The organism is Dactylosporangium sp. NPDC000521, assembly GCF_042898305.1.
Classification (GTDB): Bacteria; Actinomycetota; Actinomycetes; order Mycobacteriales; family Micromonosporaceae; genus Dactylosporangium.
Genome location: NZ_JBIAYW010000005.1, coordinates 223,380 through 236,395, shown reverse-complemented (window position 1 = coordinate 236,395; position 13,016 = coordinate 223,380). Strand labels below are relative to the sequence as shown.

Annotated in this window: 14 protein-coding genes and 1 pseudogene; 5 read left to right on the top strand and 10 right to left on the bottom strand. The window is 71.7% G+C overall.

Annotated features, from left to right (window positions below; genetic code table 11):
- Positions 1-24: 24 nt before the first annotated feature.
- Both ACFY3L_RS19085 and ACFY3L_RS19080 read left to right on the top strand, forming a co-directional pair.
- Positions 25-273, top strand: a complete 249-nt coding sequence (locus ACFY3L_RS19085) for a hypothetical protein (protein WP_389325183.1) — start codon at positions 25-27, stop codon at positions 271-273.
- Between the two features lie 152 nt (positions 274-425).
- Complete coding sequence (locus ACFY3L_RS19080; protein WP_389325180.1) at positions 426-2,156, top strand: ABC transporter substrate-binding protein; 1,731 nt, start codon at positions 426-428, stop codon at positions 2,154-2,156.
- Here ACFY3L_RS19080 and ACFY3L_RS19075 read toward each other — a convergent pair.
- Genes ACFY3L_RS19075 through ACFY3L_RS19065 form a run of 3 tightly spaced genes read right to left on the bottom strand, consistent with a single transcriptional unit; the run spans position 2,117 to position 4,961 of the window.
- The gene (locus ACFY3L_RS19075; RefSeq protein ID WP_389325178.1) at positions 2,117-2,758 is read right to left on the bottom strand and encodes a GNAT family N-acetyltransferase; all 642 of its coding nucleotides are present in this window, start codon (positions 2,756-2,758) and stop codon (positions 2,117-2,119) included. The two genes, ACFY3L_RS19080 and ACFY3L_RS19075, sit on opposite strands and share 40 nt — an antisense overlap.
- Positions 2,755-4,296, bottom strand: coding sequence for an APC family permease (locus ACFY3L_RS19070; RefSeq protein ID WP_389325175.1), 1,542 nt, complete (start codon positions 4,294-4,296; stop codon positions 2,755-2,757). Before ACFY3L_RS19070 ends, ACFY3L_RS19075 begins: the two co-directional genes overlap by 4 nt.
- A gap of 32 nt (positions 4,297-4,328) precedes the next feature.
- Positions 4,329-4,961: a GPP34 family phosphoprotein gene (locus ACFY3L_RS19065; RefSeq protein WP_389325172.1), complete on the bottom strand. Its 633-nt coding sequence runs from the start codon at positions 4,959-4,961 to the stop codon at positions 4,329-4,331.
- Positions 4,962-5,214: 253 nt separating this feature from the next.
- Here ACFY3L_RS19065 and ACFY3L_RS19060 point away from each other — a divergent pair, with 253 nt between their 5' ends.
- Complete coding sequence (locus ACFY3L_RS19060; RefSeq protein ID WP_389325169.1) at positions 5,215-6,063, top strand: virginiamycin B lyase; 849 nt, start codon at positions 5,215-5,217, stop codon at positions 6,061-6,063.
- Positions 6,064-6,129: 66 nt separating this feature from the next.
- Here ACFY3L_RS19060 and serA read toward each other — a convergent pair whose 3' ends face one another.
- Together serA and ACFY3L_RS19050 are read right to left on the bottom strand one after the other, a co-directional pair.
- Positions 6,130-7,350 carry a phosphoglycerate dehydrogenase gene (serA, locus tag ACFY3L_RS19055; RefSeq protein WP_389325166.1) on the bottom strand — a complete coding sequence of 407 codons (1,221 nt, stop codon included), beginning with the start codon at positions 7,348-7,350 and terminating at the stop codon, positions 6,130-6,132.
- A gap of 29 nt (positions 7,351-7,379) precedes the next feature.
- A complete protein-coding gene (locus ACFY3L_RS19050; protein WP_389325163.1) occupies positions 7,380-7,571 on the bottom strand; it encodes a hypothetical protein in 192 nt (63 codons plus the stop codon).
- Between the two features lie 56 nt (positions 7,572-7,627).
- Here ACFY3L_RS19050 and ACFY3L_RS19045 point away from each other — a divergent pair, with 56 nt between their 5' ends.
- On the top strand, positions 7,628-8,224 hold the full coding sequence (locus ACFY3L_RS19045; RefSeq protein ID WP_389326082.1) for a hypothetical protein: 597 nt from the start codon (positions 7,628-7,630) through the stop codon (positions 8,222-8,224).
- A gap of 30 nt (positions 8,225-8,254) precedes the next feature.
- On the opposite strand, the gene ACFY3L_RS19040 is transcribed toward ACFY3L_RS19045, so the two are convergent.
- From ACFY3L_RS19040 to ACFY3L_RS19030, 3 genes and pseudogenes are all read right to left on the bottom strand, one after another.
- Positions 8,255-8,503 carry a hypothetical protein gene (locus tag ACFY3L_RS19040; RefSeq protein ID WP_389325160.1) on the bottom strand — a complete coding sequence of 83 codons (249 nt, stop codon included), beginning with the start codon at positions 8,501-8,503 and terminating at the stop codon, positions 8,255-8,257.
- 46 nt (positions 8,504-8,549) lie between these two features.
- Positions 8,550-8,930: an SMI1/KNR4 family protein gene (locus ACFY3L_RS19035; RefSeq protein ID WP_389326079.1), complete on the bottom strand. Its 381-nt coding sequence runs from the start codon at positions 8,928-8,930 to the stop codon at positions 8,550-8,552.
- A gap of 159 nt (positions 8,931-9,089) precedes the next feature.
- Positions 9,090-9,968 (bottom strand): annotated as a pseudogene (locus ACFY3L_RS19030) (phosphatase PAP2 family protein); the annotation flags it as partial.
- A 101-nt stretch (positions 9,969-10,069) separates the two neighbouring features.
- Here ACFY3L_RS19030 and ACFY3L_RS19025 point away from each other — a divergent pair.
- Positions 10,070-10,294, top strand: a complete 225-nt coding sequence (locus tag ACFY3L_RS19025) for a hypothetical protein (RefSeq protein WP_389325157.1) — start codon at positions 10,070-10,072, stop codon at positions 10,292-10,294.
- Here the strand turns inward: ACFY3L_RS19025 and ACFY3L_RS19020 are convergent.
- Both ACFY3L_RS19020 and ACFY3L_RS19015 read right to left on the bottom strand, forming a co-directional pair.
- Entirely contained in the window at positions 10,258-11,799 is a 1,542-nt protein-coding gene (locus ACFY3L_RS19020; protein ID WP_389325154.1) for a diguanylate cyclase, read from the bottom strand. The genes ACFY3L_RS19025 and ACFY3L_RS19020 overlap by 37 nt on opposite strands.
- 22 nt (positions 11,800-11,821) lie before the next feature.
- Positions 11,822-12,985, bottom strand: a complete 1,164-nt coding sequence (locus ACFY3L_RS19015) for an SLC13 family permease (RefSeq protein WP_389325151.1) — start codon at positions 12,983-12,985, stop codon at positions 11,822-11,824.
- Between the last annotated feature and the right edge of the window lie 31 nt (positions 12,986-13,016).

Here is a 13,016-nt window from a genome sequence, read left to right as displayed (position 1 = left end):
CGGGGACAGCACTGGGAGGCAGACATGATCGGCACCGTCACGGAGTTCGTCGCGGAAGCGGTCTTCGCCTCTGACCTGCAGCCGTCGCGGCCGGTCACGCCCGCCGAGGCGTGGGCCGCGGTGACCGCGGCCGTCACCCGGCACGGCACGCAGGGCTGCGCCGACATCCTGGCCCGCGAGTACGGTGAGCGCCCCGAGACGGCCGCGCCGCGGATGCGGTTCGCCCGCGAGCTGGCCGCCACCCTGAGCCCCACGGCCGCGCTGGCAGCCTGACCCCCACGGCCGCGCCGTCGGCCTGAACCCACGGCCACGCCGGGACAGCCTGAACCCCGGCCGCGCCGGCGACCTGAACTCCACGGCGGCCGCGCCGTCGGGCTGCGCCGAACCACCGCGCGCACGCCACTCACGGGTCTACGCTGAGTTAAGTGAAGATCACTCGCTGTGCACTGGTGCTGTGTCTGAGCCTCGCTGCCGGGGCATGTGCCGACAAGGACAAGCCTGGGGGCGAAGGGGCGGCCACGGCGGCCTTCAACGCGGGGCTGACCGAGGTCGTGAACCCGTCCACCGCGACCGGCGGCACGCTGAAGCTGGCCAGTGCGCACGATGTGGACTCGTGGGACCCCACCAGGTCGTACGTGACGGCGGTGTACAACCTGCAGCGGCTCTACGTCCGGACGCTGCTGACGCCGGACGCCAAGCCCGGCGCGGACGGGTTGAAGCTGGTCCCGGACCTGGCCACGGCGATGCCGGCGATCTCGGCGGACAAGCTGACGTACACGTTCAAGCTGCGCGACGGGATCAGGTTCGAGGACGGGTCGGCGATCACGGCCAAGGACGTGCGGCACGGGATCGAGCGGCTGTTCGCCCAGGAGGAGCTCAGCGGCGGGCCGACGTACCTGATCGACCAGCTCGATCAGGGCCAGCACTACCCCGGCCCGTACACCGACAAGAACGGCCTGAAGAGCATCTCGACGCCGGACGACAAGACGATCACGTTCCGGCTGGCGGAGCCGTTCGCCGACTTCCCCTACCTGCTCGCGATGGGCGTCGCCGCGCCGGTGCCGGCGGCGAAGGACACGGGTGCGAAGTACGGCGACAAGCCGGTGTCGAGCGGGCCGTACCGGTTCGAGTCGATCGAGCCGGCCAAGAAGGCCGTGCTGGTCCGCAACGAGCAGTGGGACCGGGCCACGGACACGGTGCGCAAGGCGCTGCCGGACCGCGTCGAGCTGACCATCGGCACCGCGCCCGACGAGATCGACCGGCAGCTGCTGGACGGGGACCTCGACGCGGACGCCGGACAGGGCGGGGTGCAGTCGGCGTCACAGCCGAAGATCCTGCTCGACCCCGTGCTGAAGGCCCGCACCGACGAGCCGACGACCGGGTTCGTGCAGTACGCGGCGATGAGCACGGCGGTGAAGCCGTTCGACAACGTGCACTGCCGGCGGGCCGTGCAGTACGCGGTCGACAAGACCACGGTGCAGACCGCCCGCGGCGGGCCGGACGCGGGCGGCGACATCGCCGGCTCCATGCTGCCGCCGGGCATCCCCGGGCACGACCCGACGCTGGACCCGTTCCAGACGAAGAGCGGCAAGCCGCAGCCGGAGAAGGCCAAGGAGGAGCTGGCCGCGTGCGGCAAGCCGGGCGGCTTCGAGACCGTCATCGCCACCACCGACAGCCCGAAGGCGTCCAAGACCGCGGAGGCGATCCAGGCGGCCCTGGCGGCGGTCGGTATCAAGGCCCGCATCGACGCGTCGGACCCGTCGATCTACGCCCGGTCGGTCGTGGGCTCCCCCTCGAACGTGCACACCAAGGGGTACGGGCTGATCATGGGCGCCTGGTCGGCGGACTTCCCGACGGGCTACGGCTTCTTCCCGACGCTGATCGACGGCCGGCTCATCCTGCCCAGCGGCAACAACAACTACGCGGAGCTGTCCGACGCGGCGATCAACGCGCTCATCGACCGGGCCCGTACCACCACGGACCCGGCCGACGCGGCGAAGCTGTGGTCGCAGGTCGACGCCGCGGTCATGGACTCCGCGACGATGTTGCCGCTGACGTACGACAAGGTGCTCAACTACCGCAACCCGCGACTGACGAACGTGTTCGTGAACCAGTACTACGGCATGTGGGATGCCACCGCGCTCGGCGTGGCCTGAGCGGCGGCCGGGCGCAGCATGGCGTAGAGCGGCGGGCCGTCGCCGATGTGGACCGGTCGCGTGTCGGCGTAGCCGTGCCGGGCGTACAGCGCCGCGTTGCGCCGACCGGTCGCCTCCAGGTAGGCCGGCAGCCCGTCGGCGTCGGTGATCCGGTGGTGCTCGCGCAGCAGCAGGCTGCCGAGCCCCTGGCTCTGCCGGCCCGGGGCGACGCCGAGGAACGCCAGGTAGTCGTGCGCCAGGCCGTCCGGGTGCGCGGCCAGCATGTCCTCGTCGAGCCGCACGAACCGCCCGGTCGCCTCGCCGCACGCCTCGGCGAGGCGCCGGTCGTAGTCCGCGATCTCCGGCTCGAACTTCCCGTCGAGGCGCACCCACGCCGCCACGGCCGCCCCGTCGGCGGTCATGTGGACCGTGCCGTGCTCCACGAACCACGGCGTGACGAGGTCGAAGTAGCGCCGGTACACCTCGACCCGCTCGTCCCGGTCGGGGACCAGCCAGTGCGCGATGTCGGTGTCGTCGAGCGCGGCGGCGAGCACGCCCGCCACTGTGGCGACGTCGCCGGCCCCGGCGACACGCACCGCCGGGGCCGTTGAGGTCGACGTCATCGGGACGGACCGGCCCGGTGCGCGGCGGTGTCCTCGGGCTGGACGGTGAGCAGCGCCGCGCTCACGCCCTGGCCGATGCCGCGGTACGTGTCGGGGTTGCCGGCCCGCAGGAACGCCGCCCACGCGGCGCCGACCAGTGCGGCGGCCAGGAACAGGCCGGGGAACAGGTACCGGGCCAGGTCGGTCGGCTTGACGCCCAGCAGCGTGTCGAACTCCATGACCGTCACGATCAGGACCGACGCGAGCAGCGCCGCGCCGATCGCCGGGGCGATGAACCGCCGCCACGGCGGCGCCTGGCCGACCTCGCCGTCGCGGTTGCGCATGAAGAACGCCAGCACCGCCACCGACGTCACGGTCATCAGGATGAGCACGCCGAAGCCACCGGTCACGGTCCACCAGAAGAACAGGTGGACGAACGGGTCCAGGCCGTCGCTCATGGCGAACACGGCGAGGACGACGGCGGCCAGGATCGTCTGCGTGAGCGAGCCCCACAGCGGCGCGCGGAAGCGCCGGCCGGTCGTGCCGAAGAAGCTGAAGAGCACCCGCTCGCGGCCGAGCGCGAACGTGTAGCGGGCGGCGGTGTTGTGGAACGCGAGCAGCGCCGCGAACAGGCTGGTGATGAACAGCGCGTGGCCCAGCGTCAGCCAGATCTCCGCGAGGTGCGGGCTCACCAGCACGAACATCGTCTCGCTGGAGTTCTCCGTGGACAGGCCGATGATCTTGTCCGGTCCGGCGGCGACCGACATGGCCCACGAGCAGAAGGCGTACAGCAGGCCGATGATGATCAGCGACAGGTACGTGGCGCGGGGGATGTTCCGTTTCGCGTTGCGGGTCTCCTCGCTGTAGACGGCGGTCGACTCGAAGCCGACGAAGCCGGCCACGGCCGTGGCGAGCGCCGCGCCCGTGCCCGCGCTGAACAGCTGCGACGGGTTGACCGTGTCGAAGGTGACCGTGCCGCCGGCGGGGTGCGCGAGCTCCACGACCGAGAAGATCAGGGCGATGATGACCTCGGCGCCGAGCAGGACGCCGAGCACGATGCCGCTGAACTCGATGCTCAGCACGCCGAGGACGGCGATGACGGCCCAGGCGATGAAGGCGCACGCCCACCACTTCAGTTCGATGCCCCACTGGTCGGCGAGGAAGCCGCTGAGCACCGGGCCGAACCCGCCGTACAGGCCGATCTGCATGAAGTTGTACGCGAGCACGGCGACACCGGCGGCGCCCAGGCCGGTCACGCGGCCCAGCCCCTGCGCGACGTAGGCGTAGAACGCGCCGGAGTTCACGATGTGCCGGGACATCTCGGTGTACCCGACGCTGAAGATGCCCAGCACGGCCGCCATGGCGACGTACGCGACGGGAATGCCGAGCACACCGGTGACGGCCCAGCCCGCGGTCGCGCCGCCGGCGATGACGGTGAACGGCGCCGCCGCCGCGATGACCATCAGGATGACGGTCAGGACCGTCAGCTTGTTCTGATCGAGGGCCGAGTCGACCTTGCTGGTGTAGCCGCTTGTTGGGGGCGCGGTGCTGACAGGCATGACATCCTCCGGGGAAGCGGGTGGGGGGTGTTTCAGCGTCCGTTCATCACCTTGTTGCCGATGACGACCCTCGTTTCCTGGATGAGGGTCTGCACATCCGCATGCGACTGCTGGATGAGGTGGTCGAAGTATGCGTACGCGGCCTGACCACCACCGTCGAGAATGCTCGGCAGAAGGCCCGTCGCATCGGCGATACCCAGCAGGTGGACGTCGATCTGGTCGACCGGCCTGCGCTGCGCCAATGCTGTCCCCAGCCGCACTCTCGGCCACACGAACTCGTTCGTGTCGGTCGGCTGATAGAACGTGAAGCGGCGCAGCAACCGCCGGCCTTCCTGGGGGATGACATGATTCCCGGCAACCATCCTGCGGGCGACCCGTTCATAGGCCTCCATCGACAGGTAGGACAGCCATGTGCGCACGTCGCGGGGCGTGCGCTCGCCGCGGATGTCGTCCAGGACCGCGTGCGCGACGGAGTCGCCGGGCGTCGACCCGCTGCGCACGAACAGCAATCCGTCCTCGACGGTGAGGATGCCGGCCCAGCCCAGCTCGCCGATCAGCGCGGAGGCGAGACCGATCCGGGTGGCGTCGTCGGAAAGCCGCAGAGTCCCGCTGCGGTCGTCATGGCAGAGCCGGAAGAAGTCGTCGGCGAGCGGCTCCCGGCGCATACGGTCAGCCAACAACCGCGTGCCATTCCCGCTGGTGCCGCACAGTCGTCCCCCGTGAATGAATGCTCCGTGACCGAGTCCGCACAGCACCGTAGCGGTTGGTCACGACACACTTCAATCCCGTACGACTTTTTAACAGCCTTGAAACGGATCGGTCCTGCCGCGCCCGATCCGAATTACGAGGTCAGCAGCGCTATGACGAGCTTCGATCGCGAAGAATTCTTTCGTTCCCATACGGGTAAACTGGATCTTCATGGACGTGTTCACGATCGCCGGACCGGGTGACGGCCCGTACGGCATCACCACCGGCCCCGACGGCGCGCTGTGGTGCACATTGATCCACGCCGGTGCGGTCGTGCGTATCGCGTGGGACGGCACCGCGACCCGGTTCGAGCTGCCGGGTGACGGGCCCGCGCTGATCACGCCCGAGCTCCGGTTCTCGCTGCTGCGCACCGGCGCGGTGGGGCGGATCTCCACCTCGGGCGACGCGTCGCTGACGCCGCTGCCGGGAGTGCCGGGGACGTACGGCATCGCCGCCGGCCCGGGCCAGGGCTACTCGTACACCTCGATGCAGCCGCCACACATCGGGTTCATCAAGGACGACGGATCTGTCGCGACGACGCCGCTGCCGGAGGGGTCGATGCCGTCGATGGTGACGGTCGCCGGCGGCTCGGCCTGGTGCACGCTGAACCAGGCCGGTGCGGTGGCTCAGGTCGGGCCGGCCGGTGCGCTGACGATCCACCCGCTGCCGACGCCGGACGCCGCCGCGGTCGGCATCACCACCGCCGCCGACGGCACCGTCTGGTTCACGGAGATCGCCGCCGGCCAGATCGGCCGCATCACCACGGACGGCACGATCACCGAGTTCCCGCTCCCGGACCGGACCGGCCGGCCGCACGCGATCACCGCCGACCCCGCCGGCGGCTGCTGGTTCACCGAATGGGCGGGCAACCGCATCGGCCACATCACCGCGGACGGCGCCGTCACCGCCTACGACCTGCCGGTCCCGGACGCCGAACCGCACGGCATCACGGTCGCCCCCGACGGCACCGTCTGGACCGCTCTAGAGACCGGCGCCGTCGCCCGCCTCACGCGGACGTGAGGCGGGCGACGGCGTGCGTCTCGGTCAGTCGCTTGTGCGGCTGAGTCAGTCGCGTGTCCGGCTCGGTCAGGAGAGCACGCGCAGCTGGACCGTGGTGGCCATGTTGGACAGCTGGGCGAGGATCTCCGCCGGGTAGTCGATCGCGATGTCGGACAGCAGGTAGCCGAACTCGCCACGGGTGGCCAGGATCTGGCCCTCCACGTTGACCTTGTGGCTCGCGAGGATGCTGTTGACGTCGGCGAGCACGCCCGGGACGTTGTGGTGCAGCAGCGCGATGCGGTGGGTGCCGGGCGCCTGCTGCAGGTTGAGCGACGGCAGGTTGACGCTGAGCGTGGTGGAGCCCTCCTGCACGTACTTGTGCAGCTTCTCCGCCACGAACGAGCCGATGTCCGACTGCGCCTCCTCGGTGGAGCCGCCGATGTGCGGGGTGAGGATGACGTTGGGCAGCCCGCGCAGCGCGGACTGGAACTCGTCGCCCTTCGCCTTCGGCTCCTTCGGGAAGACGTCGACGGCCGCGCCGGCGAGGTGCCCGTTCTCCAGGTGCTTGCGCAGCGCCTCGTGGTCGATGACGAAGCCGCGGCTCAGGTTGAGGAAGATGCTGCGCGGGCGCATCCTGGCGAACTGATCCTCGCCGAAGAACCCGCTGTTGCCCGGCCGGCCGTCGACGTGCAGGGTGACGATGTCGGAGAGCTCCAGCAGCTCGTCGAGCGTGGCGCAGCGCTGCGCGTTGCCCAGGGCCAGCTTGTCGGCGGTGTCGAAGAAGTACACCTTGAGGCCGAGGTTCTCGGCGAGCACGGACAGCTGGGTGCCGATGTTGCCGTAGCCGACGATGCCGATCGACCGGCCGCGGACCTCGTGGGAGCCCTCCGCGTCCTTGTCCCAGATGCCGTTGTGCATCCCGGCGTTCTTCTCGGTGAGCCGCCGGGTCAGCGCGATGATCTCGGCGACGGCGAGCTCGACGACGCTACGGGTGTTGGAGAACGGCGCGTTGAAGACGGCGATCCCGGACTCGGCCGCGGCCCGCAGGTCGATCTGGTCGGTGCCGATGCAGAACGCGCCGATCGCCCGCAGGTGCGGCGCGGCGGCCAGGGCCGCGGCCGACACCTGCGTCTTGGATCGGATGCCCAGCAGGTGAACCCCTTCGGAGAGCTTGGCGATCAGCTCGTCCTCGTCGAGCGCGCGCCCGAGGGTCTCGACCACATATCCCTCGGACCGCATCCGCTCGACGGCGACGGGGTGGATGTTTTCGAGGAACAGGACCCGCACCGGGTCGCTCTGGGAAGTCATTGACTGCACCCCACCTACCCTAAGTGACCTCACGTGTCACTGGTACGTGACCCGCGACTCGTTCCGCCCTGCGCGACCGCGTGCCGCTCCTGCAGCTTCGCCCGGATCTGCTCAGGCGTGTAGGCCCGTCGCTTGCGCTCAGCCCGCGCGACCACCACCCCGGTCGCCGCGACACCCACCACGCCGGCCAGACCGAGGACCTTCCACCACTTCGCCTTCATGGGCATCTAGGGTACTGGTCGTGCAGGGAGCCATCGATCTCGACGACGCCGTCCGGATGACCCGGACCGGCGACCTCTGGGTGTTCCGCGGCCGCTCCAAGGCCGACCGGGCGATCCAGACGCTCACCAACAGCCCGGTCAACCACGTCGGCATGGCCGTCGTCCTGGACGACCTCCCGCCCCTCATGTGGCACGCCGAGCTGGGCAAGTCCCTGCCCGACATGTGGACCGGCGGCCACCAGCGCGGCGTCCAGCTCCACGACCTGCGCGACGCAGTGCTGGTCTGGGGCCGCCGGTACGGCCAGCGCCCCTGGCTCCGCCAGCTGCACTACGACGTGTCGCCCGCGATGGAGGAAGCGGTGCTGCGCACCATCGCCCGCCTCGACGGCACCCCGTTCCCGTCCACCGCCCGCCTCGCCGGCCGCTGGTTCTCCGGCCGTGTCCCGAACATCCGCAAGCGCAACGACTCCTCGCTCGAGACCGCCTACTGCGCCGAGGTGGTCGCCGTCACCTACGAGGAGATGGGCCTGCTGCCCAAAGGCCGCCGCGCCAACTGGTACGACCCCGGCAAGTTCTGGAGCGGCGACGACCTCGACCTCCAGCACGGCGCCACCCTCGGCGACGAGATCGCCGTCACGCTTCCACCCGCCTGACCCGCCTGACCCGCCGCGACCCGGCTCCGCTCAGCCGGCCAGGGCGGTCGCGGGCGTCAGGGTGGCGGCCAGCTCCCGGGCGAACCGCATCCGCGGCGCGGCCGTCTCCGGGCGCTCCCCGTACTCCCGGGCCAGGACGTCGACACACCCCTGCGCGCCGAAGCGGGTGACCGCGGCGGTCACCGCGGCCCACGCCTCAGCGACGGTGACGGGCCGTGACGGCTGCAGGTCTGAGGCGAAGACAGCTTCCGCGATGAACTCCGTGACGGTGCCGATCATGTCTGCCTCCCAGTGCTGTTCCCCCGTGTGTGCCGCTGACCACAACTCAACGCTTGTACGGGAGCAGTGCCACACCCCAAACGGGTTCCGAACGGTTGCGGACCGGCCGATCACCCGACACGCCCCCGCCGCCGGCCACTCTGCGGCGGGTGTCGGTCTCGTGTTCCCAGACGAAGATGCCCTCGGTGGGGGCGTCGGCGAGGTAGGCGAACTGGTCGCCGCCGCCGTTGTCCCCGAAGAACAGCAGGCCGTCGAACGGGGCGTAGAGCTCGGCGAAGTCCTCGAAGGTCCGGAACTGCTGGTTGCCGGCCAGGATCCGGGCGGCCGGCCAGATCACGTCGAGGCCCCACTCGCCGCGCAGGCCGTCGGTCTCCGCCAGCAGGTCCCGCAGGTCCGCCGGCACGGGCCGGCCCAGGCCCTGCTCGATGGAGCGATCCTAGCCCGGGAGCTTGACGGTCGGATCGTCCGGATGGCCGCCGAGGCGCTGGGTGGTCGGCTCCTCGGTGGGGAGGCGGACGGTGACCTGCTCGGCGATCGGGTCGCCCGGCGGCGCGGGGAGGGCGTCGTCGTCGAGGGGCGGGACGAGCTGCGGGACCACGCGGTGCACGGTGAACAGGACCGCGGCGACGATGAGGCCGGCGGTGCCAGCGATGCCCAGGGCGCCGCCCGCGTAGGCGGCGAAGAGGCGCCGGCGGCTCAGGTCGTCGACGGCGACGTCCAGGGCCTGGTCGGTCAGGTAGAGGGCGGTCGCGGCGCCGAGCAGCAGGCCCAGGGAGATGAGGGTGAGGAAGACGGTGGCGTACGTGCTGGGAGCGCCGTACGTGACGCCGCCGTGGCGGCGCTGGACGAGGACGATGAAGACGCTGGCGAACGCGGCCCAGGCGCCGACGACGAGCAGGGCGGCGACGGCGTCGCTGGGGCGGTGCCAGCCGGCGGAGAGGGTCGCGACGCCGGCGAAGGCGGCGAAGCCGGCCGCGATCAGGGCGCCGGTGGCGCGGGCCTTCGCCGGCAGGACCAGGACGAAGGCGACGGCGACGGAGGCGGCGATCGTGGTGTGGCCGCTCGGCAGGCTGTTGCCCACGCCGGCGCGCTCCAGGTCGACGCCGAGGTCGGGACGGGTGAGCAGGGCCTTGATGACCTGGGTGGTGACGTTGGCGCCGCCGATGAGCAGGACGGCGCCGACGGCGAGGGCGACCCGGCGGCGGATGAGGGCGATGAAGCCGACCGTCACGGTGGCGACGGTGAGGGAGAGCACGGAGATGCCGTTGAGGACGCGGTCGACGATCGTCTCGACGCGGGCACGGCCGATGCTGTTGCCGGTGATGGCGACGTAGTCCAGCAACTGGCCGTGCTCGGTCTGCACGAAGAACTGCCAGACCCGGGTGGCGGCGAAGGCTTCCGCGGCGCCGAGGAGAAGCAGCCACACCAGCAGCCCGAGCGGCCATCCACGCATGGCGTGCAACATAGCCGATCCGGCGGCGACGCAAACGTGGAAGGTGACCGGAATGCGTGGCCGCGCACCGATCAGGGTAGAAGGTCGTTGCTGTCCACGAGAAGGAGGCGGGGATGATCACCAGGGTGCGGCCGGCAGGCGTACTGGTCGGCTACGCGGTCGAGGCCGTCGACGGTCCCGTGGGCACGATCGACCGCGGCACGTACGACACCGGCCGCCTCGTCGTGAAGGCCCGCAGCGGCGCGCCGGTGACGCTGCCGGTCGACGCCGTGCAGCGCATCGACCACCGCCGGCAGACGGTCTACCTCGGCGTGAGCCGGGCGTCGGTAGAAGGCTGAGCGGAGGCACCGGGCTGCGCGGCGGCACCGGGCTGAGTGGAGGTGCTGGGCTGCGCGGCGGCACCGGGCTGAGCGGAGGTGCCGGGCTGCGCGGCGGCGACCTCGACCCGGTTCCGGCCGGCGCGCTTGGCGTCGTACAGGGCGGCGTCGGCACGCGCGACGAGCTCGTCGGAGGTCTCCACGCCGTTCCACTGGGCGAGGCCGGCGGAGAACGTCTGGCCCAGCGGCGTCGCGGCCATGAGCCGCCGCAGCACCTCCACCGACTCGGCGGTGTCCGCGCCGGGAAGCAGCGCGATGAACTCCTCGCCGCCGTAGCGGGCCAGGTGGTCGGTGCCGCGCAGCTGCCCGGACCAGGCCGCGGCGGCGGACTTCAGCAGCCGGTCGCCGGCGGGGTGACCGTACTCGTCGTTGAAGCGCTTGAAGTGGTCGAGGTCGATCATGACGACGGCCAGCCCGGCGCCGTCGCGGCGGGCCCGCTCGAGGGCGGCGGGCAGTTCGGCGCCCCAGGCCCGCCGGTTGGGCAGGCCGGTGAGCTCGTCGGTGCGCGACAGCTCACGGACCCGGGCGGTCTGCGCCTCCAGTTGCCGCAGCAGCTGCGCCATGCGAATGACGACCAGCAGGAACAGCACGATGGAGCAGATCGCGATCGGCAGCGCGTCGGTGACCTCGCCGGCGGCGATCTGGCCGAGCAGCAGCAGCGGGGCCATCAGCGACGCGAGGGTGAGCAGCACGAGCAGGCCGGGGCCGAGCTTCGGCGGCGGGCCGGCGGTCTCGCCGATCTGGGCGGCGGAGCGGTGCAGCGCGGCGTAGCCGACGAGGACGTACGCGAGGAGGAACACCGCCCCGATGAGGCGGTGCGCGGCGGGGCCGGGCTCCACGCCGATCGTGTTGAGCACCGCCCAGGTGACGTCGCCCGCCAGGAAGAGGAAGGCCGAGCCGCTCATCAGGCGGAACGCGGCGCTCCGGGCGCCGCCGCCGAGCAGCAGGCGGGTCAGCATCGCCAGGACGAGCACGTCGCCGACCGGGTACGCGACGCCGGTGAGGTGCGCCAGGGGTGACAGGTCGGTCTGGTCGATCGCCGGGCGGATCATGAACACCCACGCGAGCAGGCCGAGGCCGGTGGTGACGGTGGTGGCGTCGACGAGCGCGCCCCAGTCGTGCCCTTCGGACCGGCGGCGGATGAGCAGGACCAGGCCGATCGCGAGCCCCGGGTACAGCGACAGGTAGCCGGCGTCGGGCAGGCCCGGCGACTCGTACTCGGCGTTGACGTGGAAGCTGTAGGCCTCGACGAGGATGCCGGTCGCGTTGCCCCAGACCCCGGCGGCGAACGCCAGCCAGGCGGCCCGGGCGGTGCCGCGGTGCCGCAGGGCGCCCGCGACGATCGCCGTGACCGCCAGGTATCCGGTGAGCACCTGCACCGCGACCTGCCACCAGGTGCCGTCAGGCACCAGGAACGACAGTGCGACGCAGGTCCCAGCGGCCACCAGGTACCCCCGCAGCATCATGTCACTTAGCGTAACCGCACAATCACACCAATAGGGCCGCGGTGGCGAGGCCGGTGCCCACGACCGCGACGGCCGCCCCGGTCAGCAGGAACCGCAGCGGCGGCACCCGCACGCCACCCGCGCGGCAGCGCTCCCACCACAGCAGCGTCGCGAGGGACGCCCACGGCATGGCGAGCGGACCGACGTTGACGCCGACGAGCAGGGCGAGCAGCTGCGTGCGGTGTCCCGCCTCGATGCCGCGTTCTCCGGCGATGTACGCGGGAAGGTTGTTGACGGCGTTGGCGAGGCCCATCCCGGTGGCGGCGGAGCGGAAGGCGCCCACCGCCCCGCCGTGCGGCCCGATCAGCGTGGCGGCGAACCGGTCCAGGCCGTGCGCGCCGAGCGTCTCGACGACCAGGAACATGCCCGTCACGAAGACCAGCAGCCGCCACGGCAGCAGGCCCGGACGCAGCGCCGCGCGGTCCCGCAGCGCGAACGCGCCGGCGACCACGACCGCGGCCGCCCCCGACGCCAGCCACAGGGGCACCTCGAGCAGCACGCCCGCCACGAACACCAGGCACGCGCCGAGTGCGACCCGGAACAGCAGTGGGTCCCGGGGCCGGTGCGCCGGAGGCGGCGCGAACCGCGGGGCCGTGCGCCGCCAGTACGAGAGCCACAACGCCAACGCGGTGACGCCGATCGCCGCCAGCTGCGGCAGCCACATCCGTCCCGCGAACGCGACGGGCCCGAGCCCGACCCGTCCGGCGGCGAGGAGGTTCGTCAGGTTGGACACGGGCAGCAGGAGGCTCGCCGTGTTGGCCAGCCATACGGTGGTCACGGCGAGGGGCAGCGGCGGCAGGTCGAGGCGCCGCGCGAGGGCCAGCATGACCGGCGTGAGCAGCACGGCGGTCGTGTCGAGGTTGAGGGTGACGGTGGTCAGCGCCGCGAACCCGACGCAGACGCCGAAGAGCGCGACGGTCCGCCCGCGGGCGAGGGTGGCGAGGCGGTCGGCGAGCACGTCGAACACCTCGGCCCGCGCCGTCAGCTCCGCCAGGACGATCACCGCCCCGAGGAACGCCAGCAGCGGCGTGATCCGCCGCACCGTCGCCTCCGCCTCGGCCACCGGCAGCAGGCCTGACGCGACCGCGGCCGCACCGGCGGCGAACAGCCCGATCCCGACCCAGTCCAACGCGTGCAGTCGCCTCATCGCGGATGATCTTCGCACCGCGCTGATCCGC